Origin of the sequence: Pseudomonas sp. R38(2017) (assembly GCF_002112395.1) — a bacterium.
GTDB lineage: Bacteria > Pseudomonadota > Gammaproteobacteria > Pseudomonadales > Pseudomonadaceae > Aquipseudomonas.
In genome coordinates, this window is record NZ_NEHN01000001.1 from 1 (window position 1) to 23,565 (window position 23,565).

A 23,565-nucleotide genomic window follows, 5' to 3' on the forward strand; every position below is an offset into this window, starting at 1 on the left:
GTGTTAGATGGGGCGGGGGGTGGGTGGTTTCAATGGGGGTGGATGTTTCTGGTTGTGTGTTCAGGGTTTTGACAGGGTTTTGGGGGTTGGGCTTGGCGGCCTTTGGGCCGGCCATGCTGTGGTTTTATCGGGTATATATCCGTTTTTTCGGGTGCGCCCGATGGTGGTTTCGCCCTTACGGCGAGTCCCTTTGGCAAACGCCCCAAAGGAACCAAAGGTCTGGGCCCCGGCGTTCGGCACCTCGCTTTGGCTCGGTGTTCCTTCGTTCCAGGATTCATCCGGGGGCATCGCCTACGGTTTGCTTCGCTGCACCTCCTCTCGATGTGTTTGGCTTCGCCAAACGGTCGCTGCGCTCCCAACCCCGGATAAATCCCTCCACTCAGCCTTCCGATGGGGCCGGCACGTCAAGAGCGGTACTCGAGCTAACGCTCATCGTGGTGGGTGGTGAAGAGCAGGGAAGAGCAGAGGGAGAAGGTGATGGTGAGAGGAGGAGGGAGCCGATTGGGGCTCTAAAACCTGAGTTCGACTCGGTATCTCACGTCGGCGTACCTCTCCGAAACAACGCGGTCAGTCCCCTCTTCCTCCGGGAGAGGGCTAGGGTGAGGGCAGAGTCCTGACTGACTCACCACAAGCCTGACTCCCGCAGAGATCTCATTAGCATTTACGCCGGATATCGACTGACCTCGACATTATCCAGCACCCGATTCACCGCCAGCTCGGCCAGCATGATGATTTGCTGAATGGCCAGGATTGTCCGCCGCTGCGGGAGGTCGATGTGTGCGGCGATGTCACTGGTCATGAGGTTGGCCTGTGCCAGTGATTCGCAGGCGTGGACCAGCAGGCTTTCGCTGTCTTGATCGGGGGCGACCTGGAACATGGTGCTGGGTTTATGGAAGCGCAGGGTGGTGGCGTTGGGTTTCAGGTAGTGGTCGAGAGCGCGCTCGGCGGCTTCGTGGAGCTTTTTGGAATCTGGCGATTCGTAGGGCGATGCGTCGTTTGACTCGGGGGGATTCGGTGTTGGTTTTTTCATGATGGAACTCCATTCGGGATGTGGAGTTCGCCGCTCAATGCGACCAAGCAATAGGGTGGCGAACCGTACGCAGGTTGGTCGACCAGGGAATGGATACCCGGCAGGGCCGTTAGCCCTCCCACGCACAGTCCGCCATTAAGCATGCTGAAAAGTGCGCCATTCTAAACCCGGACGACCAAGCCCGTTCGCTGAATTTGCAGCGACCCCCAAAGCCTATCCACCCCGTTTCCTAGGGACAACCGACGCGACTTGTCGGAATCGTCCCCGAACCCCCCCCGTCTGTAGGACATACACACCCCGTGTAAGAAAACGCAGCCCACAAAAAAAGGCGACACCCCTCACAGGGCATCGCCTTTTTCCTTACCGCCGCTAAAGCTTATTCCGGCAGTTTGTAAGCAATCACATAGTCACCCATCTTGGTGCCCAGCGAGCCGTGGCCACCGACAACGAGCAGGACGTATTGCTTGCCGTCCTTGCCGGTGTAGGTCATCGGGGTCGCCTGGCCGCCAGCAGGCAGACGGGATTTCCACAGCTCTTTACCGGTGTTTACGTCGTAAGCACGCAGGTACTGGTCGAGGGTGCCGCTGAGGAAGCCGACGCCGCCCGCAGTAACGATCGAACCACCCATGCTTGGCACGCCCAGGGTGAAGCCGATCGGGATTGGCGAGCTGTCGCGGCTGGTGCCGTTCTTGCGTTTCCACACGACTTTGCCGGTGGTCAGGTCGATACCGGCGACATAGCCCCAGGCCGGGGCCTGGCACGGTACGCCCAGTGGCGACATGAACGGGTGCATGATCACCGCGTATGGCGCGCCGGTGTTTGGTTGCACGCCAGCGGTTTCGCTCTCGCGTTTGCTGCCGGCCGCGACTTTTTCGCGAGGCACCATTTTCGAGACGAAGGCCATGTAGTTCGGGCTGGTGAACAGCATCTGGCGAACCGGGTCGACAGAAACACCGCCCCAGTTGAACACGCCGACGTTACCCGGATAGATCAGGCTGCCCTGTTCCGACGGAGGCGTGTATTGGCCTTCGTAGCGCAGTTCCTTGAACTGGATGCGGCACAGCATCTGGTCGAACGGGCTGGCGCCCCACATGGCTTTTTCGGTCAGTTCCGGGGCCAGCAGGTTCAGGTCCGAACGGGCCTGGGTCGGTGCGGTGTGGTCGCCTTTCACGGCGCCTTGCGGAACCGGGATTTCCTTGATCGGGATGATCGGCGTGCCGTCGCGACGGTCGAGGACGTACAGGCTGCCTTGTTTGGTCGGGGCGATCAGTGCAGGTTTGATGCCGTCGGCGGTTTTCATGTCCAGCAGGGTTGGCTGGCTGCCGACGTCCATGTCCCACAGGTCGTGGTGGGTGAACTGGTAGTTCCAGCGCACTTTACCGGTGCTCAGGTCCAGGGCGACGACACCGGCGCTGAATTTCTCGGCGCCCGGAGTGCGGTCGGCGCCCCACTGGTCCGGAGTCTGGTTGCCCAGTGGCAGGTAAACCATGTTGAGTTTTTCATCAACACTGGCCAGGGACCACATGTTGGCCGAGTTGCGGCTGTAGGTCTGGCCCGGGGCCAATGGCTCGGTGGCGTCCGGGTTGTTGCTGTCCCAGTTCCATACCAGATGACCGTCACGCACGTCGTAGGCGCGGATCACGCCGGAAGGTTCGTTGGTCGACTCGTTGTCGGTAACGTGACCACCCATGATCACCAGATCGCGAGTGATTGCGGCTGGCGAGGTGGAGTAGTAGCCACCCGGGGTGAATGGGCCGATGCCCTGGGTCAGGTCAACCACGCCTTTGTTGCCGAAGCCTTCGCAGATTTTACCGGTGTCGGCGTTCAGTGCGATCAGGCGTGCATCGGCGGTCGGCAGGTACAGGCGACGCGGGCATGCCTGAGCGACGGCTTTGCCGGCTTCGGAAATGACGACGGAGGCTGCGTTTTCAGACTTGGCGTAAGCGGCTTCGTCGTAGTACGACACGCCACGGCAGGTCATGTGGGCGAAGCCCTTGAAGCCGACCGGGCTCTTGATTTGCGGGTCGAAGCGCCACAGTTCCTTGCCGGTGTCCGGGTCCAGCGCCAGTACTTTGCTGTGAGCGGTGCAGGCATAGAGCATGCCATTGGCTTTCAGCGGGGTGTTTTCGTTGGTCAGCTCCACCGGATCATCAGCGGTCGGCAGGTCGCCGGTCTGGATGCGCCAGGCTTCCTGCAGCTTGCCGACGTTGGCCGGGGTGATCTGCTTCAGTGGCGAGTAGCGGTCACCGAACTCGGTACGGCCATAGGCCTGCCAGTCGCCATCGGGCATGGCTGGCGCGGTGCTGGTGGTGTCGGCGGTGTCGCGACCCAGTTCACCGAAGGTTTCGCCCGGGTGGGTGAACAGGCTGGCCAGAGCGGTGAGGCCGGCCAGAATCACGGCCACGGTCAGGCCGCCGGTGCCCATCGGAGCAGGACCGTTGAGCAGCAGCGGACGACGGAACCACGGCAGCAGCATCACGAAGCCGAGGACAAACCACAGCGCCAGACGCGGCACCAGTTGCCACCAGTCCAGGCCGACTTCCCACAGCGCCCAGACGGTGCTGGCGAACAGCACGATGGCGTACAGGCCCAGTGCTGCGCGACGACGCATCAGTAGCAGAATGCCGGTCAGCGTGATGCCGATACCGGCCAGCAGGTAGTACAGCGAGCCGCCGAGCGTGCTCAGCTTGATTCCCCCGGCCAGCATGGCCAGGCCCATCAGTAGAAGCAGAATGCCGAGCAGGCTCGGTAGCAGACGGCCTCGACTCGAAGCACTTTCGGTGCTCATAGTGTGGTTCTCCGTGACGTTTCAAGTAGTCCCGCGCTGTAGTCACTTTAGATGACGATTGGGCGCAGGCATGGTTCATTGCAAAATTGGAATCAGAACGACGACTGGATCTTGATCCCGCCAATCAGCGCGTCATCGACCTTGTCCACACCGCCCGGATGGCGGATGTATTGCAGGTTCGGGCGCACCGTCAGCCAATTGGTGACGTGCACGCCGTAATAGAGTTCGGCGCTGTATTCGGTGTCCTGCGGCGGCAGGTAGGACGGGTCGTCGTAGTCGTAGACGGCGTGGGCCTGGTTGGTCGCTTCGGCGTTCTTGCGGTAGGCCGGATTGACGTGAACGCGGGCCAGGGCGAAACCGATGTCGTCTTTTGCGCGGGCGTCGAACAGGCCTTTGTAGACCACGCCGGCCTGGACGTAGTTGTCGATAGCGTTGGTCTTCTTGTCGTGCATCGTGCCGTTGGCGAACACGCTCAAACCACGAGAGTTGTCGCTGGCGACGCTGGTGATCTGCTGCTGTACACCGAGCCACACGCCGTGTTTGCTCGACGCGCTGCGATAGGCTTCGCCGCTCAGGGCGGCCGGCTGGCCGTTGCTGTCTTTATAGGCGTCGGTGGCCTTGGCGTTGCTGTAGTAGTAGCCGGCGCGGTATTCGCCCGGCAGGCCGTTGAGCTTCGGCGTCCACACAAGTTCGATCGGCAGGATCGCGCCCTGGGTGCCGCTGCCACTGAGTTTGAAACCGTTGCCGCGATCAAGGTTCGACGGGTTCTGCTCATAGGCGCCGACTTGCGCGTACAACTCTGGCGTCAGGTGATATTTAACGCGCAGCGCCCATTGGCTGACCGGCCAGTTGTACCAGATGCCGCCGACCCAGTTGCCGACCTGCGAGCCGCAGAACGCCAGGTTCTGGAAGTCGCACGGGAAAGTGTTGAAATCTTCACCTTCACCGAAGCGGCCGACCTTGATGTCGAGCTTCTGGTCGAAGAATTTCTGCTGATACCACATCTGCGTCAGGCGGGTGGTCTGGCCACGGCCCCAGACTTCCTGGGCCGAAGTGAAACCACCGACGCGCGGGTCGTTGATGCGGTCGTTGCTGATGTTGTTGCCGTTGCGCTTGGTCACGGTCAGCTGAAATTCGGCGTCGTTCCAGCCCAGCAGTTTTTGCAGGTCCAGATGAGTGCCGAGGCCCCATTGGTCGCTGTAGCGCGCGGTGCGGTCGTGGTCGTAGCCGCCGTGCAGGTTGCTGCCCATTTCGCCGGTGTAGTCGAGCTTGAAGTCGATGCCTTTCGCCGAGAGTTCGCTGCGGGTGCCGTTCCAGTCACCGAGCATCCACGGTGATTCACTGTCGAAGGCCGGGGCGGCCTGGGTGCAGGTGGCGAGGCCAAGGGCGGTGCAGCCGCCGATCAGGCGCAGGGTTGAGATAGCGCTGTCTCGGGAAAACGGAAAATCGGGCATGAAATGGTCTTTCTTGATCTTTTTTGGGGATGAGCCGACCGCTACGATTTGACGCAGGCAGTGAAGCGATTCAGCAGAAGGGCGGCAGGATAATGTCCTGTTACAAAAACACAAAGTGCTTTTGCAGACATGAACCCTTTCGGATTCGGTAACAGTGCGTCAATCGATCACATTGCCGGTGTCGACCGAGCCTGCGATCTTGCGCGGTTCACCTACATTTGAAGGAAGGCCTTCCACCGGCTCAGCCCCTCGGCTAAGGTGCGCGGCTTCTGCATTTTCACTTCGCCCAAAGGCCCGGCATGAACGACCACAATCCCGATCCGCTGCACGGCGTGACCCTCGAACAGATCCTCAATGCACTGGTGACCCACTACGAATGGTCGGGCCTGGCCGAGCGCATCGACATCCGTTGCTTCAAGAGCGATCCAACCATCAAGTCGAGCCTGACCTTTTTGCGCAAGACGCCATGGGCGCGGGAAAAGGTTGAGCGTCTGTACGTGAAGCTGATGCGCACCAAGCGACCGCTCTGAGATGAACGCCGTATGGCGGCGACGCCTGATCACTTCAGCCGCGGTGCTGGGCTGGGCCGGACTGGGGATTCAGCTGTACCTGATTTTCTTTGCGCGCCTGAGCGTCGGCGCCAGTCTGCTGGGCGGGCTGGTGAGTTTCTTCAGTTACTTCACCGTGATCACCAACACCCTGGTGGCGGTGGTGCTGACCTGCGCGGTGACCGATCGCGAATCCGCTGCGCGCCAGTGGTTTCTGCAACCCTGGGTCAGCAGCGGGATTGCCGTCAGCATTGCGGTGGTGGGCCTGGCCTACAGCATTCTGCTGAGACATTTGTGGCATCCGCAGGGCTGGCAGTTTATCGCTGACGAATTGCTGCACGACGTGATGCCGTTGCTGTTTCTGGTTTATTGGTGGTTGTGTGTGCCGAAGGGCACCCTGCGTCTGAAGCATCTGCCGCTGTGGCTGATCTATCCGCTGGCCTACTTCGCCTATGCGCTGTTTCGCGGGCATTTGCTGGGGGCTTACGCCTATCCGTTCATTGACGTGGCGCTGCTGGGCTATCCACAGGTGTTCATCAATGCCGGGGGGATTCTGCTGGGGTTTGTGCTGATTGCGTTGCTGGTGATCGGGATTGATCGCTGGAAGCGGCGGCGCCTTTAGCAGCGCCGCCGCTCGTATTCACTCTTCTACGGAGCCTTCGGCGCGCCAGTAACCGACGGCTTTGACGAACTGCTCATCCAACCCGTGCTCATCGAGCAGTACCCGGCGGATCTGCCGCGAGACTTTTGTTTCCGTCGCCACCCACGCATACAGATTGCCCTTGGGCACCTGCAATTGTTTGATGGTGGCCAGCAGATTGTCTTTGCCGCCCTCACGCAACACCCAGATCACATTGACCTGCGCCGCGCTTTCCAGCGCTTGCTGTTCCTTGCCGTTTTCCACTTCGATCACCACCAAAGCCTTGCGATTGGCCGCCAGGCCTTCGAGGCGGCGGGCGATAGCGGGGAGGGCGGTTTCGTCGCCGATCAGCAGGTAGCTGTCGAAGATGTCCGGCACGATCATCGAGCCGCGCGGGCCGCCGATGTGCAGGAACTGCCCGGGTTGAGCCTGTTCGGCCCAGGTCGAGGCAGGGCCGTCGCCGTGCAGGACGAAGTCGATGTCCAGTTCAAGCTTGTCGAGGTCATAACGACGCGGGGTGTAGTCGCGCATCTCGGGCATCGGCACGTCGCCCTTGCCGCCGCCGAGTACCAGGGTTTCCAGCGCGGCGGCCTGTTCAGCGTTCTGCGGGAACAGCAGTTTGACGTGATCGTCGGTGCCCAGGCTGATGAACCCGGCCAGTTCCGGCCCGCCGAGGGTGATGCGGCGCATGCGCGGGGTCAGATTGACGACGCGCAGGACTTCGAGCCGGCGGCGTTTGATTTCGTGCATCACACGGTGGATGCCTTGGGTCTGGACTTCAGTCATTCGGCTTTCTCCGGAGCAGGTTGAACGGCTGGGCCGTCGACAATGGCTTTGGCGGTGTCGTTGAGCAGGTCACGTACCCGCAGGATTTCTTCCGGGCTCCAGCGCCCGTGGTGCATTTGCAGGGCGTGGCGCAAGTTGTGCACCGCTTCATGGATTTCCGGTGGCCGGTCGTGGCCGCGCAGTGAACGTTTGCTGACGTCGATGCGCATACGCACGCCGTCCAGCGCTACCGCCTGTTCACTCAGCGATTGGCGACCGGCATCGGTCACCGCGTAACGCTTTTTGCCGCCCTCGGCGTCGCCGCTGATCATTTCGCTCTCTTCGAGAAAGGTCAGGGTTGGGTAGATCACGCCGGGGCTCGGGCTGTAAGCGCCGTCGAACATGGTTTCGATCTGGCGGATCAGGTCGTAGCCGTGGCACGGCTGTTCGGCGATCAGTGCCAGCAGCAGCAATTTCAGATCGCCTGGGGCGAATACCCGTGGGCCGCGCCCGCCGCGCTCGCGGCCGTGGCGTTTTTCGAAGCCGTCACGGCTGTCGCTGTGGTCACGGTGGGGGGAATGATGGTCTCTCATTTCAGTCTTCTCTCGTCGTGTTTAGATACAACTTAAGATATATCTTTAAGGCTGAGCAAGGGCTTTTTGCCGGAGAGCTGACGAGTGGTCACGGTGAGAAAGGCGCGCCGACGGAGGACCTCTATGCCTTGTTGATCAAGACAGGAATAACCGGAAAGTTAAAGCTATCACTCTATTAATGCTTGAGCTTATATTCTAAAAAGATTAGAAAGTGCTGACTGTCATTGTCGAAACTGCTGTAACGTTTTTTATGAATAACTGTAGGTAGGGAATGCCTTACAGTTGCTTTTATATATTTTTGATTTCTGATGCTTTTTCTTTCGAGTCGCGAGGTTGTTGAACTACAAGTTCGTGGGAAGTTGCCTGCTTACATTCTTGATACAAGCGTTGATCATGCCTCGGCGTTGAACTTCCAGGTTCCGGCTCTTATTGGCCGGTTTGGTATGGACTCCAATGCTCCGATTCCTTAAAAAGAAAACAGGTACTGACCGATGTTCAAGAAAATGGCTTTCGCTGCTCCACTGGCCGTTCTGGCTCTGAGTTCTTCCGTGGTCTTCGCTGCCGGTGAAGCCCGTCACTCCATCAGCCTGGTCGCCCATGTACCGACCAACGGCTTTTATGTGGTGCCGACTGATCCGGACCTGGTCAACAAGGATCAGGACATGAGCTTCAGCCCGATCACCGGCAACATGAAACAGGTAGAAGGCTACTTCGATGTACGCAACAACAACGGTTCGGTTCACGGCTCTCTGGAAGGCGTACCGAAACTGGTGGGTGGTGCGAGCGCCATTGATCTGGAAGTACGGTTCAACAATGTCGTGCTGACCCAGACCCCGCAAATGGTTGTCGGTGAAGCCGAGTCAGACGTGAACTACCGTGCCCCGCTGCGAATCACTGCCAAAGGCACCAACTTCACACCGGGCGATTACACCGGTGCGGTCACCATGATGTTCGACGCGGTCACTCCGGCCGGCGGAAGCACGCTCTAACCCGTGATGTAACAAAGCCCGGCGGGCTGGCGAATGTGTCAGTCGGCCGGACTTTTTCCGTTCGCACTCAGAGTCCGTTTACATGTTCCCGATGACTTCCATCGCGACTGCGCTTGCGTTGTTGTTTTGTGCCGGTGCGGCTGCGGCCGCAGAGTCTGCCGGTACGACGCCACGCAGTTTGCTGGCGCAGGCCAAAGGTTTGCCAAAAGACTTCGAAGAGCACTTTTTCGACGTGCCCCTGGCTGTTCGGGTGGAGCTCGACCAGCAAGCGTTGGGTGAGGCGATGATCGTGCTGACCCGCGATGACCGGATCACCCTGCTCGAATTTACCGATACCGGAGAAAACCGTTTCGGCGCCGCCGAACGTGAGAAATGGGCGGGCTATCTCAAGCCCGGCGTGGCGCTGGGGAGTTGCAGTGGTCAATGCCCGGAGCAAATGCTCGCGGTGCACTACAACCTGGAAAACTCGCTGGTGTCGATCGTCACGGAAAATGCCGAGCGCGATACCGAAACTCCGCGCTACTACGAGCAGCCGCAGGACGGCAGCAGCGGCCTGATCGTGCGCAATCAGCTCAACCTCAACGGCGGCCAGGATCAGGATCCGGGCGGGCGTTTTGGCCTGGAGGCCAATGGCAGCCTGGGTAACTGGACGCAAACTTTCAATATGCAGCTGGCTCGCCTTGGCGGGCCTGATGACCAGCTCTATCACGCTGTGTACGAACTGCATGCCCAACGAGAATTGCAAGGCAGTTTCCTGCGCATGGGCTATTTCACCCCGACGTCCGAAGGCCTTACGCGTCAGCCGCGTTCGTTCGGCAACAGCCCGGATACGACGGTGGGGTTGATGTACGGCAGTTCCGACAGTCTGGCCATCGATTTGCAGAATCCAAGCGTCTATCCGATTTATGTAACTGCCAACCGTCAGGCATCGGTGGAGATTTTTCGCGACGGTTTGCTGATCAACACGCAATCAGTACCCGCCGGTTTGCAGACCCTCGACACTCGACCGTTGCCCGGCGGTATCTATGAGGTGGAAGTGCGCTTGATCGAGGATGGCCAGATCACCTCGACCACTCAGGAGCTGGTCTACAAGCCGAACAATTGGCGTAACGCCGACGAGCGCTGGCGCTACAACCTGTTTGCCGGTCAGGAAACCAAACTGCTGAGCAACTGGGACAAGCAGGCCAGCGGCGATGCCACGGCCGGTGCGTCGCTCAATTACTTGCTCCATCCGCGAGTCATCCTCGGGCTGTCGGCACGTCAGGTTCGCGAGAAACTGCAATACGGCACGTCCATCGACTGGACACTGGCCAACACCGTCAGCCTGTTCGCCAACGCTTATCAAACGGAAGATCACGGCACCGGCCTCGACCTGCAAGGTCTTTATAACTATGGTGCCGGCAGTCTGGTGGTCAGTCACAACCGCAGCTGGCTGGACACCACCGACATCTACGACACCCTGCCGGACGGCACCCGGATCCGTCAGCGCAACGTGTTCACCGGCCAGACCAGCAACTCTTCGCTGGCGCTGAACCATCGAGTCAGTCGCAACAGCTCGCTCAACGCACGGGTATCCCACAGCGAGGGCAACGTTGAGGGCGTCAGTGTCGATCTGGGCTGGACCCAGCGCACCACGATGTTTGGCAGTGACTCCAACTGGCGACTATCACTGTTTGACCGGCCCGGCAGCTACAGCAGCGGCGACGCACGCAGCCGGGGTGTGGATCTGAGCCTCAATGTCGCGTTGGGCGGCCCTGGCCAGCAGATTTCCGGCAGTATCGGTACGCGCACTGCCCGCGACGGGAGTCGTGACAACAACGGCTCGCTCGGTTATCGAAAGAACTTCGATGATCACGCGCTGCAAAGCGTGATGGCGACGGTACTCACCGACACCTACGGGATCGGCTTGAACGGTCAGGCCAGCTTCAGCACCGACACCGTCAATGGCGATGGCTTCGTCCAGCGCTCTTCCTACAACGGCAATTACACCGGTGGCTTGAACCTGGACAGCACCGTGGCTATTGGTGGGCAGGCAATCGTCATGACCAGCCAGCCTCAGGGGCGGGGTGCGGGAATGATCGTGGATGTCGAATCCGACGTCGACGGCATCGCCCTGCGCGCCGATGACTTGAGCGGCGGCAGCGCTGCGCTGAGACCAGGGCGCAATTTCATTCCGATCACGGCCTACAAGAACAGTTCGGTGAGTTTTGACTTCGTCGGCAACCATGTACCGGCGGCGACCATCGAGCCGGCGCGCACCCGTTATCACTTGAACAAGGGCGGTGTGCAGTACCGCAAGGTACGGGTGATGAAAACCTTCACGGTGCTGGGACGTTTGCTCGATCCGCAGGGGCGGCCCCTCAAGGGCCACCATGTGATCAACCACGCCAGCCGTGGCGTGAGCGAGGTCGACGGGTTTTTCTCCATGGAAATGAATGCCGGCTCGCCGACGCTTGAAGTGCGATTTGCCGATCAATTGCTGTGCCAGTTCCGCCTCGATCCTCAGCAAGGGCGGGTGGAAAACAACGTGTTGATGATCGGCGATTTACGGTGCAGTCCAGACACGCTGGCCGATGCGACGTTCACTGATCAGAAGGCGGGTTGAACGATGAAGAAAACATCCTGTTGGCCAGTTTTTCTGATGGTGCTGAGCCTGTCATCGGCGCAGGCGGCGAATCAGGAGATCAGGGCATTGTTCCAGCCGGATCCGTCGCAACCGAACAAAAACGAATTCATCAATAAAACGCCGAACAGCGGGTATTGCGCGATTTTTCCGAGTGAATGCGAAGACAACAGAATGTTCAGTATTCAAGTACCGATTCGTTTCAGTACGGTCACTCCGCTTTTCTCGGATAACGGCATTTGGGTGAAGGTGCCTGCTGACTGGCGACGTTTGACGGTCACCAACCAGGAGACGCTGGAGACGAGTACGGTAGAAGTGCGGATCAGTGGAATAGGGTCGAGATTTCAACTGAGTAAACCGGTCACCGAACTGACCGGCGAGTCCAACGTCCTGGAGGCACATCGCAAACTCTGGACCGGCAACTCCTGGGTTTATGCACCCCCTCCATGTCTGTACAGCGGCGTTGGGTACTACGGTATCAGCAGCTATCAGTTCTTCTGGAAAACGCCCGAACAAGGGAGTTGTAATAAAACCGCTGCGTTCGATGTAGGCCACATGTTGTTCGAGCATCTCGACATTGCCTACGAGCTGCGAACGCCGAACCCCTTGAGCATGTCGTCCGGGCTGTACACCGGTTCATTGACCTACAGTCTCGGTCGGGGTAGCGCCGACTTCACGATGGGGCCGTTCATGGATTCGGACGACACTGCCCTCAACCTGGATTTTGTGCTGGATGTGCAGCACGTCCTGAAAGTCGATTTACCACCCGGTGGCAATCGCATTGCGCTGGAACCCGATGGTGGCTGGCAAACCTGGTTGAACACCCGCAAGCCTCCCGCACGACTTTACCGCGACCAGACGTTCCATATATCCGCCAGCTCTCGCTTCAAGGTGCATCTGGAATGCGCGCGGGAGAACCCGAACTATTGCTATCTATTCAATGAGGCCAACAACGCCGCTGCACTCCTTCAAGTCAAGGTAAGCCTGCCTGGCGGATTGACTGATGCCAGCGGTAACCCGGTAAGGCTCAAGGAGCTTTTACCGGGAGAGTTGAACGCCGTGACCTTCCAGCCTGGCAAGTACATCGACCGCCAGCAGGGAACGCTGCATTTCGAAGTTCCCAGAGAGTGGACCGAAACCATTTTGACCTCGGGCAGGGGGAACAAGTACTCCGGCACGATTGTTGTCGTTTTTGATTCGGAAATATCACCCCAGCAGTGATGGGTCTTTATTGAGAGGTTGTGCGCATGAAGCAAGTGATTGTTCTGGTAGGCCTGTATCTGTTCAGCCTGTGCGCTCAGGCGGGTCCGAATATCAATATCGGAGTTGTTTATGACTATTTGGCCGGTGATAAAAGTACCTATTTGAAACGGGTGTACAACAGCGGGGACAGTACGGCGTTCGTGAAAATCAATGTGCTGGAAATCCTTTACAACGCCGATGGCACGTCCACCGAAGTACCGGTCAAGGTACAAGCCGATGCCAGCGCCCGTGACGGCCTCATGGCCAGTCCCGCACGTTTGATCATTCCCGCCCAAGGCATGCAGGGCACCCGTTTGCTGTTCATGGGGGAGCGCGACAAAGAGCGTTATTTTCGTGTGCGTTTTGTTCCGGTGGTTCCCGAGAAGGAAGACGAATTCGCGGTCTCCGGCGAAGAGCGCGAGGAATACAGAAAGACCCTGACGGCCGGAGTCAACGTCATGGCCGGCTTCGGCACGATATTCTTCGTGCGACCCAAGGATGCGCGATTTGACAGCGTGATCGATGACGTGGCGGGTTCTTACAAAGTGCGCAACAACGGCAACACGGTGGTGGTGATCGACGAGTTCAAGAGTTGCTCGAAAGCCAGCGAAGCCGAATGCGAGCCGACCACCAAACACCACATCCTCGCCGGTAAGACCTTTGAGTTCGAGAAGAAGGCCGGGCGCGAGTATCGCTTCATCCTGGTCGAAGGCGAAAGCAAAAAGAACCTGAGTACCGCCGGTTGAACATCACGGGTAACCAACAATGAACAAACAATGGATTGTGCTGACGTCGGCGACAGCCCTGGCGTTGGTCAGCGCCTGGACGTTTGCGGCGCGAGAAGAACTCGAGTTCTACGTTTCGGTGCATATTCCCACCCTGAATTTTTACGTGATTCCCACCGAGTCCGACTGGATTCATCGTGAGCAGCGACTGCACTGGAACGTGAACACTTCCACTTTGAGCACGTTGCGTCGCAACTTCGATGTCAGGCACGACAGCGGAGCGATCGAGGCGCGTCTGGAGAGTGTTCCGTATATGACCAACGGAAGGGACTCCCGGGAAAACATCAACTTGCGCGTGAGCTTCAATGGCAAGGAGCTGTCCGACCGTGCGCTGCCGTTGCAAGTGGTCTCGGCCGAGGAAGCCAGGGTGGGCACACGGGTGATGCTGGAGATCGAACCCAGGGAACAGGCCGGAGGTTACAAACCCGGAGACTACTACGGCACCGTCAACATCATGTTCAGCGCCGCGGCACCCAATGGCTGAGCAATAACTCGTCCGCTCAAGAACGTAATGACTTCAATGCAAGGAATGGCAATGGATTTCAGGTTCAGTAAAGGATTGGTTTTTGTTTCATTGTTCGGCGGATTGTTTTCCATGCCGGCCCAGGCGTTGACTCAGGAGATTCGTGCCGGTTTCGTCCCGGATCCGGCCAACCCGCAAAGAAACCGGTTTGTCGACCAGACGCCGCAGAGCGGCTACTGCACGACTTATCCGACAGACTGCAAGACGTATGGTCTGTCGGGTGTAAGGTTGCCACTGCGCTTCTCCTCCAGCCTGACAATCGAGCCGGGCGCCGGACAACGCCAAGGGGCCATGTTCAAGATCGCTTCGCAATGGCGCAGTCTGACCGTGCGGAATGTGACGACGGGGGAGGCGGCGACGGTCGAAATGAGGGTCGGCGGAGTCGGTTCCCAATATGTATTGAGTGATACGGCAGTCAATCTGACCGGGGCCGACTCTGATGCGCAGGCCCACCACAAACTGTGGGGCGGAACGAACTGGCTGTTTCCTTCACGACCGTGCGAGGCCGGGGCCATGGGCACCCATGGGCCTGATTTCTATCGCTTCTTCTGGCGCACGCCGGTCGAAGCGGTGTGCAGTAAACAGGCGGCATACCGGATTCCATGGATGTCCTACGAATACCTGGATGTGGGCTACGAACTGCGCACGCCCAATCCACTCGCCATGTCGGCCGGTCTCTATACCGGCGAGCTCAATTACGGGGCGGGCCCCGGACGTGATTTCGATACGGGGGACAATATCCTGCCGGACAGTTCCAGTGTGACCTTCAGGTTTGTACTGGATGTCCAGCACGTGCTCAAAGTCGACATTCCGCCCGGCGGCAACAGAATCGAGCTGACACCGCAAGGTGGCTGGCAAGCCTGGTTACAAGAGGGGCGCAGGCCCAGCCGATTGTTTCGTGATCAGACATTCAACATTGGTGTCTCCGCACCCTTCCGGATGTTCATTGAGTGTGAACATCCGGGCATTGGCGCCTGCAGTTTGCGTGATACCGAATCCGGTTCGACGTTGCCCCAGGTCTATCTGAGCGTCAGCCTTCCCCACGGCATCACTGACAGTTCGGGCCAGCCGGTAAAAAACCACCGGTTGACGCAGAGCGGCGCAGGTGCGCTTTTTCGCCCGGGCCACTATGTGGATCGCGCGCCCGGAGTGTTGCACTTCGAGGTACCGAGCCACTACATGGAAGACATGTTGCAGCCCGGCCAGGCAAAGCGTTACACCGGCAATGTCACTGTGATCTGGGATTCGGAAGTCTGATCCGTACCGACCTTCCCAAGGTGACCTCAGGAAGGCATCGGCAGCAGCCCGTGACGGCGCATCAACGTCGTGGTCAGCGAACGCCCCAATCCCAGTCTTCGGTAAGCCAGCTCAGTGAGCTCGCGGGTATATTCCTCATCATTCAGAGGCAGCACCGCGTCAGGTGAGTGCCGTTGTTCTAGCCGGGACAGTTGTCGTTCGTATGACTCGTCGTTGATTTTGTAGGCTGCGGCCTGCGTATCCCGCAAATAGTGTTCCCAGAAAGGTTGTTCAAGCATCCCGTTGACCAGGCCGTCACCGGTTTCAAGCTCCAGAACCGTCATGCAGGCGTTGTCGATGCGGGCCTGCGTCACGCCTGCCACTCCTTCGTAAAGCATCTGTTCGGACTGCCAGGGCAAATCGAGTCGCGCACTCAGGCGCGTTTGGTAGGCCAGGTAGATTTCGACCTCTTCTTCCCGACTCGGGCGAGACAACGCATCGGCGCGGGCAATTTCATTCACCCGTTCAAGGCGTGTGGCGCCTCGGGCCAGTTTCACCAGTCTGCCCTCGAGTTCCGCTCCCGAAGTCGAATAGGAATACGCCCGGGACGCCAGCGCCTGAACACCCATGATGTTGAAAACTTCGGAGCTGGCGTCGGCGCAGGTGGTCGGTTCTTCTGCCGTCCTGAACAGTTTTTCCCGCAGTTCGGTGTCCAGATCCATGGCATCGATCAGATCCCAGACTCGCCGGGTCAGAATCCGGCGTGAGGTGCCGCCTTCCTGGTAGTCGGCCGACCGGGTCAGGCTGTCGATGATCTGGAAAAAGCCTTGGGAGCCCGGCTCGTGCATCAGGTTGTCCCAGGCTTCGTTGCGGAAACTTGTCAGGCCGGGACTGTCATCGGCCCAGAACAGTGACGTATCACTCATCTGCCATTTTTTCCGTGCTTCAGCGGCAAGGAAGGAATAGTTGTTTTGCCGGGGCAGCCCCACCGACTCACGGTACTGATAGAAGGTTTCGCGAGCCTCAGGCTCCAGGTAACTCACGGCCAGTCGCGTTCGTGCGACGAGCCATGCATCCGGCGAGCCCGGCTCGACCTGCGGAACGCTGACAATCGCCGGGGTGGACAGATCGAGGAAGAAACCGCGAGGGCGCCGATGCGGCGTGAACAGCCCTTCGGGCCAGGTGTCGATCCCGGCATAGGCAAGATCCAGGGTGGTCAGGTCCGGCATGCGGCTGACGTCCGGTGCGCGCCCGAGCTGATTGAGTGAAAGGCGTAAGGTGCGCAAACGCGTCAGGTCTCTGAGCTGTGCCCGGGACTCTTCTGTCAGGCGGATCTGGTTGCGGTTGAGCTGCAGGGTTTCCAGCCTGGGCATCTCGGCAATTCGCGGCGGCAGCAGTTTCAGTCCGCACTGGCGGGCGCTGAGGTGGCGAAGGTTGGGGAAGTGCTTCAAAAGCCCCCCGGTCGCGGGCGAAAAGCGTGCCTGGTCCAGATCGAGGGTCGTAACCTGATCGAACCAGGACTTGAGATCCGGTAGGGTTCTCCACCATTTCTCAAGCTCCGGTCCCATCAGCTCGGCGGAAAGGTCCAGTGTGTAGCCTGCTTCGTAGCGGGCGCTACGTTCGTTGAACGCCACGGCTTCGCGCTTGAAGCAGGCAAGGATGCGATCTGCGATGGTGCGAGCAGCTGAAGGAATGATGCCGGGGCCCTCGGGATCGAAGGCAGCCTGGGACTGTTTCCAGTCTTCAAGCAACTCACTCAACTTCCTCAAGTCCATCTCAAGACTCCTGACTGTTTCGAGAGGATCGCGCCCGATTGGCAACGAGCTGACAAAGGCTTCCACCTCCCGGTCACTCAGTCCCGGATAGAGCTCCTTGACCCGCTGCTCCAAGGACTTGGGCATTCTTGAAAACACCGGGCCACGCAACAGGTTTTCAATTGACGTTTGCACGACAGGCCGGATCGAAGGCTCCAGCAACTGCGTTCGACGTTCCCTGGGCGACTCGCTCATTTCCATCAACCATTGTTTGAAAACGCGGCCCTGACCCGGCCTGTATCCGGTTTGTTGCCTTGCCTGTTCGGGAATCGTTCGCAGGATCGACTCATACAGGTCGGCGGGACCGAACAGCGGGCGCCGGTTGCCATCGAAGGTTTCGTAGCGGGCATGCCCGTCATGCAGAAAGATCCGGATCTCGTGTGCGTGTTCTGCGCCGACGCTGCAACGCAACGCTCCGTCAAACGAACCGTCGCGAATCTCGATGCGCATATCACGGTAAGCGTCGCTGTGCAGGCGCAGCACGTTCAAGGCCAGACGTTCGGTGTCGGAAGTCAGGCGTTCATTATCGATGAAGCCTTCCCAGGCACGGGTCGTGCGTGTTTCGAAGGCGCATTCGCGCGCGGCGGATTTGAAGTCGAGAGGCAGGCGCCGACCGTGGTCCAGCGCCTCCACTTCAGGCTGACGGGCTTGCTCCACCAGGCGTTTGACAATGGCGGTCGGCAAATCAGGGTATTGGCGCTGAAGTTCGAGAACACGTGGATCACTGCTGATGGTGCGGTATCCATAAACGTACTGCGAAATTTCTGATTGGCGTGCGTCAACCCGGTCGGCCAGTAAGTCGCGCAGGGCCTTTATTTGCTCCGTCTTCGGCAGCCTTGCGCCAAGCAGTTGCTCCAGTTGTGCATCACTCAGAAAACCGGTCACATACTCCGGCAGTCTGCCAGCCATGACGTCTGCCAGACTGATGGTCAGCGTGCGTGACGGAGGGGCACCGGTGTTGCCGTAGGTGTGAGCCGGGCCGCGTCTGTCGGCGCTCTGATTGACTTTCAACGCACAGTCTGCGGGCCAGCCCGGCAGCTCGGTCACCATTTGTTCGAACCAGTAGGACGACGGATCCAGGGGCCTTGCGGCGCGAATATCGGCGCTGGTGGTTGCGGTGTCCCGCGAAGCCCGAAAACGTTCAAGGGTGTCCTCCAGCAACAACGGGGGGGACGCGTTATCGATATACATCTGACGCAGTGCGTGATCCTCCGTGCCGCTGATCCGGCGGATATTCTCCAGTTGCCGGTCACTGAAGCCTTCCGCCGAAGGGCCGAGGCGGCGCATCAGTTTCGGGGCCGCCCAATCTCCCGGTTTTTCACCTTCATGAACCCAGGCTCCCCGACCGTTGTGGCGAAGTTTCGGTGCGTAGGCCTGCGGGCGTTCAGGATGCTGAATGCGATGCTGGCCGTCGTGGGAGTCCTGTCTGACTTCATAGGTCTTGCCATCGAGCAACAACACGTTTCTGCCCGCATGCTGAAAAAGGCCCTTGGCGTCACGACGTGATCCAGGCGGTGGCGGTGGCCCGGCGAGTTCGTAAGGAACGAGATCGGGGTGCCACAAGCGGGTGTTGCCGTCAGATGAAATGACCGGTTGCATGCCGTCGATCAGAGACGACAACTTGAGGCGAAATTCGGCGCCGATGGCCACTCCCGCCGAGAGGGCCGCCAACTGGGCAATGTCTGTCACGATTGCGGTCAGATGCTCACCCATCTCGGCCCAGTTTTCCCGGGTCAAGTCCAGAATCCCTTCGAAGACGTCGGTCGCTATCTGGTAAGCGGTGTAGGCCAGCATCAGTTCTCCCAGAAAAGGCACGAATGGCGTGATGACCAACAGCGCTGCGTTGAAGATGTCCGAGAGGATTTTTTCGAAGTTGTCCCACCACGCCCGGCGCGAGTTCTGGTCGGCCATTTCCGTCGAGACGGCGATGTCTCGTGCGTCATTGAGAATCTTGTCGATCTTGCGCTGGTACTGATGCTTCCACAGATTTTGCGTGACCGGTCGCACGCGAAATGCCAGAGCGGGTTTCTCCACCGGAACGGGACGCCAGGTCGGCCCTGGATCCAGAGGGGCCCTTTGCTCCGACCATTTGATCTTGCTCAGACGCTGTTCGAGCGTTGCGAAAAAATGCCCGCGCTGCTGCTGATCGATGAACTGACTGAAGAACTGCCAATAGTTGCCCCGGCCTTTGGAGAGCGGCTCGTTGGCACGTAGCTGGCGGGTGAGTTCCTTGACGAACTCCAGAGACGAGGCGTACTCCTTCAGCGGGTGCTCGGGGTCATGGGGAACGTAAGCGATCATCCGGTCCTCGCCAGCGCTTTGCTGCCGGACCGAGGTGAACAGGACAATCCCGGTCAGCGCGGCATCCATGATCGAGAGCTCACAGCACTGCATGACCTTGCCATCGAGCGTCAGCCCGGTTTGCCCTTCGACCATGCCCATGATCACATCATGTGCATTGGTTCCGATGTCGCCGGTCAACAAGGCCAGATGTGCAGCAAATATCAGCGTGGCTTTCTGGCTTTGCGTTGTCTGATGCTCTATGGCTGCTCTGGATGCGGGATCGCGTGGCAGCAAATGGTGTCGCAGATAGCGGGTATAACGTTTCCCTATATCCAGTTCCCGACACAAGTTCTTGAACTGTTCGATAGATAGCGTTTTCTTGATACCCAGAACGTCGAAGTGTCCATTTTCATCGGGTTTACTGATGAAATCGGAATCGGCAGTAAATGTCTCGTTACTTGCAAAGTTGTGCAGCGCTGCATCCAGCAGGGATACGGTTCGACTGGCAACGCCGGGCAGGACGTTGATGATGTACCAAGGTGTCTCCTTCGGGAAATACAATCTCAAGTAAGTTTGCTTGACATTGACAGCAAGTCCGAACTTTTCCTTCAGGCCGTTTTCCAGCAAGTGCACGGCGAACGCTTCAAGACTTTTGATTTTGCCAAGGGCTTGATCAGTCTGGTTTTGGGCCTTCCAGGCGGCGAGGTTGGCGGTTTTTGCCGGCGTCTGGTCAGGTTTTTCGTGCCATGGCTGTTTATTCAGAGTGGCTGTGCTCAATGCCAGAGCCCGGTGCAGCGATGTATGTTTGAATGTGTCGTGGATATTGTTTTTTATGAAATCGTAGTGTCGGCCTCTTGACTGAATAAACGTTGTTTTTAGGCGGTGGCTGTTAGTTTGAAAGTTGGACATCTGAATTCCATTTCGTTTGTCAGAAGATAACTAGCGTATTCCTCTGCTGCTTAAATGAAACTCAAATTATCCTGTCGGAAGACGGGGGCATACCGTGATTCATGTTCTTGAATTTGAATATGAAAACCAAATAAATATGACCCGTAGGCGAAACCGGGCAAGTGACACGCCGCTTTTTCAGCGGCGCGCAACCTCCACGGGCTGGCATTGGGTGTGACTACCCGGTTGCAGATAGTTGTTGAGGATCGGCGCCATGCCTTTGAGCACCTGCACCGGCAATGCCGATGTGAACTTGAAATTCTCTGCGGAGCGCCCGGGGACATAAGCGGTAAGCGTACCGAAGTGGGTGTCGCCGATGTAGAACACGAAGGTCGCCGTACGGTTGATCGATTTGGAACTGAGGATCCGTCCGCCGGAGCCGATGGCTTCGATGCGGTTGTCACCGGTGCCGGTCTTGCCGCCCATGATGAGTGGTTGGCCGTCGGCCATTTTGAAACTGCCGGAAACACGTTTGGCCGTTCCCGAGTCCACCACTTGCGACAACGCTTCGCGCATCGCCTTGGCCACTTCTGACGGCATCACTCGTTTGCCTACGTGCGGGTCGTTGACCAAGCGGGTTTCGTAAGGCGTGCCGGCAGCAAAATGCAGGCTGTCGATGCGCAGGGTAGGCATGCGCACACCGTCGTTGAGGATGGTGCCGATCAACTCGGCCAGGGCGGCGGGGCGGTCGCCGGAGCTGCCGATGGCAGTGGCCAGCGATGGCACCAGATGATCGAACGGATAGCCGACTTTCTGCCAGCGTTGATGGATGTCGAGGAACGCTTCGATCTCCAGCATGGTGCGGATACGGCTGTCGCGGGCGCCCTTGTGTTTGCTCTTGAACAGCCAGCTATAGACTTCCTGACGCTCGAACTGACTGGCCTTGACGATCTGGCTCCAGGTCGCGTCCGGGTGGTTGAGCAGGTAGCCGATCAGCCACAGGTCCAGCGGGTGAACCTTGGCGATGAAGCCTTGATCCGGTAGATCGTAGGTACCGGGGCCGTAGGCGAGGTAGAGCCGTTCAAGGCGTTCGTCGGTGAGTTTCTCGGTAAGTTTGGCGCCCTTGAGGTGCGAGCGCACAAAGGTGTTGAAGTCCTGCTGACTTGCATTGGGCAGCAGGTAACGGTGTACGGCGGCCATGCGGATCGGCGTCGGGCGCATGCTGTCGAGGAAGGTGTCGAGACGGGCCTGGGTGTCCTTGTTCTTGTACTTCTTCCAGAACTTGAGCAGAAACGAAGTGCCTTCGCGGTCGGCGAACGAAGCGAGGTATTCCTGACGGCGCGGGTCACGGTCGTCCTTAAGCAATTCGGCGCTGTTGTTGGGACCGGAGTAGGTGGTGTAGCGCACCAGATCGCGCATCAGGCGAATGAACGGCAGGTTGATCGACTCGCGCAGAGCATCGCGCAAAGTCGGCATGCGACCGTTGTCTTCCTTGCGAAAGTTATGGAACACATGCAGGCCGCCACCGGTGAAAAACGCCTCGCCGGGACTGGCGGAGTATTTGCGGTCGAGGGCTGCGCCGAGCATCTTCGACAGGTCGTGATCCTTGTTCTGGATCAAGTAATCGATCACCCACTGGCTCAGGCGATCCTGATCCGGCACGTCGACTTTCTTCAGTTCCGGTACGGTCATGGCGCCGTACTTGTCATGCAGTTCGGAGATGATTTGCAGGTAAGTGGTCAGCACCCGCATCTTCGCCGTCGAGCCCAGTTCCAGTTTGCTGCCCTCGTTGATGTCGAAGGGCTGGTCGGTGCTGTCGGTCTGCACTCGCACGCGTGAACCGTCCGGAGTCAGCTCGAACAGGGTAAAGCTGTAGCGCACCTGGGTGGTGCTGGTGGGCGTCAGTAGGCGTTCGCCCATCAGACCGATCTCGGCGGCGTAGGCCGGGTCGGCGAGTTTTTTCAGGTAGGCGGTGGCCTGGGTTTGCAGCTCACCTTGCAGGGTGCTGGTGGCCGAGAGATCGAGGCGGTCGAGATCGTACAGCGGACGATTGAGCATCGAGGCCAGACGGCTGCGGGCGACGCTGATGCCTTTGTTGGTCTCGATCGGCTGGATGGTCGGCTGGGTCTGCCAGTCGCGGTAAGTGACCTTGCTGGCCAGGGCGGCATCGGCCAGCGCGTTGTCGATCACGCCGTTCTGTTTAAGCAGGCGCAAGTGGCTGTCGGTGAGGTCGGCCAGTTCTTCCCGGCCCTTGGTCAGGTAATGCGAAGGACGACGCTGGGCGATCATCAGCGAGAGCATTTCGCGCAGGGCCAGGCCCTTGTCGGCCATGGTCTGTGGATCGGTCGCGGTACTGGCGAGTTTTTTGTTGGCTTCGTTGAAATCGGCGCCGTACCAGACCCGCAAACCTTCGGCCATGCCGTGGACTTCGCCATGCCCCGGTACCGCCGACAATGGCACGCTGTTGAGGTAGTCACGAATGATGTTGCGCCGCGCCGGCAAGGTATCCGGGCCGGCCTGATAGGCACGCACGCTGGCGGAAATCATCTGGCGGATTTTCTCGGCGCCGTTCACCGTCAGCCCGTCAGGCGAGTGGCGGTATTTTTCCAGCTGCGTGGCCAAGGTGCTGCCGCCCGCCGACTGTCCCGGCAAGTGCAGCAACTTGGCAACCTGCGACCACGCGGCCATGCCGAAGCGCGGCCAGTCCACCGCCGGGTTGGCCAGCGGTTGTTTGGGGTCGAGCAGGAAGCGGTTTTCGATGAACAACAGACTGTTGACCACCACCGGCGGAATCGACTCGAAACTCGAATACAGCTGCTGTGGATAGTTGTACTGATACAGCGGCGCGGCGCGGCAATCGGTGATCGACAGCCCGGCCTGGATTTTCTCGGAGTAGGGCACGAACAGGCCCTTGTCGGTATAGCCGAGCAGCGCTGGCGAGAAGCGCGTCTGTTCGGTGATCACGTAATTGCGCTTGAGCAGTCGTGGCAGGAATTCGTCCAGCGAGCTGTACCCCAGACGCAGATCGAACGGCCCGTTGCCCGGATAACGAATGGCTTCGCTGGGACCCGGTTGCAGTTCATAGGTCAATTTGGCGGCGTACTGGCTGACTTCGCGGGACTGAAAGCGCGAAGTGCGCATTTCCTTCATCGCGGCCAGGCCCACGACAATCGCAATGATCACCAACAGGAGCCAGAAAGCCTTCCACCCATGCCGGTTACGACGGGGTTTCTCAGGTACAGGCGCTTCATCCACACGTTCAGTCGGAACCACTTTTTCACTCGAATCGGTTTGCCACAAAGCGCCCATAGTCGATTGATCCATTCACGCAGATTGATCGGACTTGACTGAAGCTTAGTCGGTG

Annotated in this window: 15 protein-coding genes; 8 read left to right on the plus strand and 7 right to left on the minus strand. The window is 59.0% G+C overall.

The window, feature by feature from the left end; all coding sequences use genetic code 11:
- Positions 1 to 661: 661 nt before the first annotated feature.
- The 3 genes from CAF87_RS00005 to CAF87_RS00015 all read right to left on the minus strand — a co-directional run bounded on the left by CAF87_RS00005 (position 662) and on the right by CAF87_RS00015 (position 5,272).
- Complete coding sequence (locus CAF87_RS00005; protein ID WP_085730122.1) at positions 662 to 1,030, minus strand: DUF6124 family protein; 369 nt, start codon at positions 1,028 to 1,030, stop codon at positions 662 to 664.
- 376 nt (positions 1,031 to 1,406) lie between these two features.
- Positions 1,407 to 3,818 (minus strand): glucose/quinate/shikimate family membrane-bound PQQ-dependent dehydrogenase, encoded by a 2,412-nt coding sequence (locus CAF87_RS00010; RefSeq protein ID WP_085730123.1) that lies wholly within the window; start codon positions 3,816 to 3,818, stop codon positions 1,407 to 1,409.
- Positions 3,819 to 3,910: 92 nt separating this feature from the next.
- Positions 3,911 to 5,272 carry a carbohydrate porin gene (locus tag CAF87_RS00015; protein WP_085730124.1) on the minus strand — a complete coding sequence of 454 codons (1,362 nt, stop codon included), beginning with the start codon at positions 5,270 to 5,272 and terminating at the stop codon, positions 3,911 to 3,913.
- Between the two features lie 299 nt (positions 5,273 to 5,571).
- Here CAF87_RS00015 and CAF87_RS00020 point away from each other — a divergent pair, with 299 nt between their 5' ends.
- Both CAF87_RS00020 and CAF87_RS00025 read left to right on the plus strand, forming a co-directional pair.
- Positions 5,572 to 5,802, plus strand: a complete 231-nt coding sequence (locus CAF87_RS00020) for a VF530 family DNA-binding protein (RefSeq protein WP_007956650.1) — start codon at positions 5,572 to 5,574, stop codon at positions 5,800 to 5,802.
- Between the two features lies 1 nt (position 5,803).
- A complete protein-coding gene (locus CAF87_RS00025; RefSeq protein WP_085730125.1) occupies positions 5,804 to 6,442 on the plus strand; it encodes a Pr6Pr family membrane protein in 639 nt (212 codons plus the stop codon).
- A gap of 18 nt (positions 6,443 to 6,460) precedes the next feature.
- Here CAF87_RS00025 and CAF87_RS00030 read toward each other — a convergent pair whose 3' ends face one another.
- Together CAF87_RS00030 and CAF87_RS00035 are read right to left on the minus strand one after the other, a co-directional pair.
- Positions 6,461 to 7,246 carry a siderophore-interacting protein gene (locus CAF87_RS00030; protein ID WP_085730126.1) on the minus strand — a complete coding sequence of 262 codons (786 nt, stop codon included), beginning with the start codon at positions 7,244 to 7,246 and terminating at the stop codon, positions 6,461 to 6,463.
- On the minus strand, positions 7,243 to 7,818 hold the full coding sequence (locus CAF87_RS00035; RefSeq protein WP_085730127.1) for a PadR family transcriptional regulator: 576 nt from the start codon (positions 7,816 to 7,818) through the stop codon (positions 7,243 to 7,245). Before CAF87_RS00035 ends, CAF87_RS00030 begins: the two co-directional genes overlap by 4 nt.
- A 491-nt stretch (positions 7,819 to 8,309) precedes the next feature.
- Here CAF87_RS00035 and CAF87_RS00040 point away from each other — a divergent pair, with 491 nt between their 5' ends.
- The 6 genes from CAF87_RS00040 to CAF87_RS00065 all read left to right on the plus strand — a co-directional run bounded on the left by CAF87_RS00040 (position 8,310) and on the right by CAF87_RS00065 (position 15,237).
- Entirely contained in the window at positions 8,310 to 8,807 is a 498-nt protein-coding gene (locus tag CAF87_RS00040; RefSeq protein WP_085730128.1) for a CS1 type fimbrial major subunit, read from the plus strand.
- An 82-nt stretch (positions 8,808 to 8,889) separates the two neighbouring features.
- Positions 8,890 to 11,412: a CS1-pili formation C-terminal domain-containing protein gene (locus CAF87_RS00045; RefSeq protein ID WP_085730129.1), complete on the plus strand. Its 2,523-nt coding sequence runs from the start codon at positions 8,890 to 8,892 to the stop codon at positions 11,410 to 11,412.
- 3 nt (positions 11,413 to 11,415) lie between these two features.
- Positions 11,416 to 12,651, plus strand: coding sequence for a hypothetical protein (locus tag CAF87_RS00050; RefSeq protein ID WP_085730130.1), 1,236 nt, complete (start codon positions 11,416 to 11,418; stop codon positions 12,649 to 12,651).
- Positions 12,652 to 12,677: 26 nt separating this feature from the next.
- Positions 12,678 to 13,418 (plus strand): pilus assembly protein, encoded by a 741-nt coding sequence (locus tag CAF87_RS00055; protein ID WP_085730131.1) that lies wholly within the window; start codon positions 12,678 to 12,680, stop codon positions 13,416 to 13,418.
- A gap of 19 nt (positions 13,419 to 13,437) precedes the next feature.
- Entirely contained in the window at positions 13,438 to 13,941 is a 504-nt protein-coding gene (locus tag CAF87_RS00060) for a CS1 type fimbrial major subunit (RefSeq protein ID WP_085730132.1), read from the plus strand.
- A gap of 51 nt (positions 13,942 to 13,992) precedes the next feature.
- On the plus strand, positions 13,993 to 15,237 hold the full coding sequence (locus CAF87_RS00065) for a hypothetical protein (protein ID WP_085730133.1): 1,245 nt from the start codon (positions 13,993 to 13,995) through the stop codon (positions 15,235 to 15,237).
- Positions 15,238 to 15,263: 26 nt separating this feature from the next.
- Here the strand turns inward: CAF87_RS00065 and CAF87_RS00070 are convergent, their stop codons facing one another.
- On the minus strand, positions 15,264 to 20,222 hold the full coding sequence (locus CAF87_RS00070) for an NEL-type E3 ubiquitin ligase domain-containing protein (protein WP_085730134.1): 4,959 nt from the start codon (positions 20,220 to 20,222) through the stop codon (positions 15,264 to 15,266).
- 177 nt (positions 20,223 to 20,399) lie between these two features.
- Positions 20,400 to 23,510 (minus strand): transglycosylase domain-containing protein, encoded by a 3,111-nt coding sequence (locus CAF87_RS00075; protein ID WP_085730135.1) that lies wholly within the window; start codon positions 23,508 to 23,510, stop codon positions 20,400 to 20,402.
- Positions 23,511 to 23,565 lie beyond the last annotated feature (55 nt).

Bases quoted from the DNA above. Each gene is read 5' to 3' on its own strand.
- CAF87_RS00045 (WP_085730129.1), top strand. From the start codon at position 8,890: ATGTTCCCGATGACTTCCATCGCGACTGCGCTTGCGTTGTTGTTTTGT.
- CAF87_RS00035 (WP_085730127.1), bottom strand. From the start codon at position 7,818: ATGAGAGACCATCATTCCCCCCACCGTGACCACAGCGACAGCCGTGAC.
- CAF87_RS00030 (WP_085730126.1), bottom strand. From the start codon at position 7,246: ATGACTGAAGTCCAGACCCAAGGCATCCACCGTGTGATGCACGAAATC.
- CAF87_RS00025 (WP_085730125.1), top strand. From the start codon at position 5,804: ATGAACGCCGTATGGCGGCGACGCCTGATCACTTCAGCCGCGGTGCTG.
- CAF87_RS00070 (WP_085730134.1), bottom strand. From the start codon at position 20,222: ATGTCCAACTTTCAAACTAACAGCCACCGCCTAAAAACAACGTTTATT.
- CAF87_RS00060 (WP_085730132.1), top strand. From the start codon at position 13,438: ATGAACAAACAATGGATTGTGCTGACGTCGGCGACAGCCCTGGCGTTG.
- CAF87_RS00075 (WP_085730135.1), bottom strand. From the start codon at position 23,510: ATGGGCGCTTTGTGGCAAACCGATTCGAGTGAAAAAGTGGTTCCGACT.
- CAF87_RS00010 (WP_085730123.1), bottom strand. From the start codon at position 3,818: ATGAGCACCGAAAGTGCTTCGAGTCGAGGCCGTCTGCTACCGAGCCTG.
- CAF87_RS00055 (WP_085730131.1), top strand. From the start codon at position 12,678: ATGAAGCAAGTGATTGTTCTGGTAGGCCTGTATCTGTTCAGCCTGTGC.
- CAF87_RS00065 (WP_085730133.1), top strand. From the start codon at position 13,993: ATGGATTTCAGGTTCAGTAAAGGATTGGTTTTTGTTTCATTGTTCGGC.
- CAF87_RS00020 (WP_007956650.1), top strand. From the start codon at position 5,572: ATGAACGACCACAATCCCGATCCGCTGCACGGCGTGACCCTCGAACAG.
- CAF87_RS00040 (WP_085730128.1), top strand. From the start codon at position 8,310: ATGTTCAAGAAAATGGCTTTCGCTGCTCCACTGGCCGTTCTGGCTCTG.
- CAF87_RS00005 (WP_085730122.1), bottom strand. From the start codon at position 1,030: ATGAAAAAACCAACACCGAATCCCCCCGAGTCAAACGACGCATCGCCC.
- CAF87_RS00015 (WP_085730124.1), bottom strand. From the start codon at position 5,272: ATGCCCGATTTTCCGTTTTCCCGAGACAGCGCTATCTCAACCCTGCGC.
- CAF87_RS00050 (WP_085730130.1), top strand. From the start codon at position 11,416: ATGAAGAAAACATCCTGTTGGCCAGTTTTTCTGATGGTGCTGAGCCTG.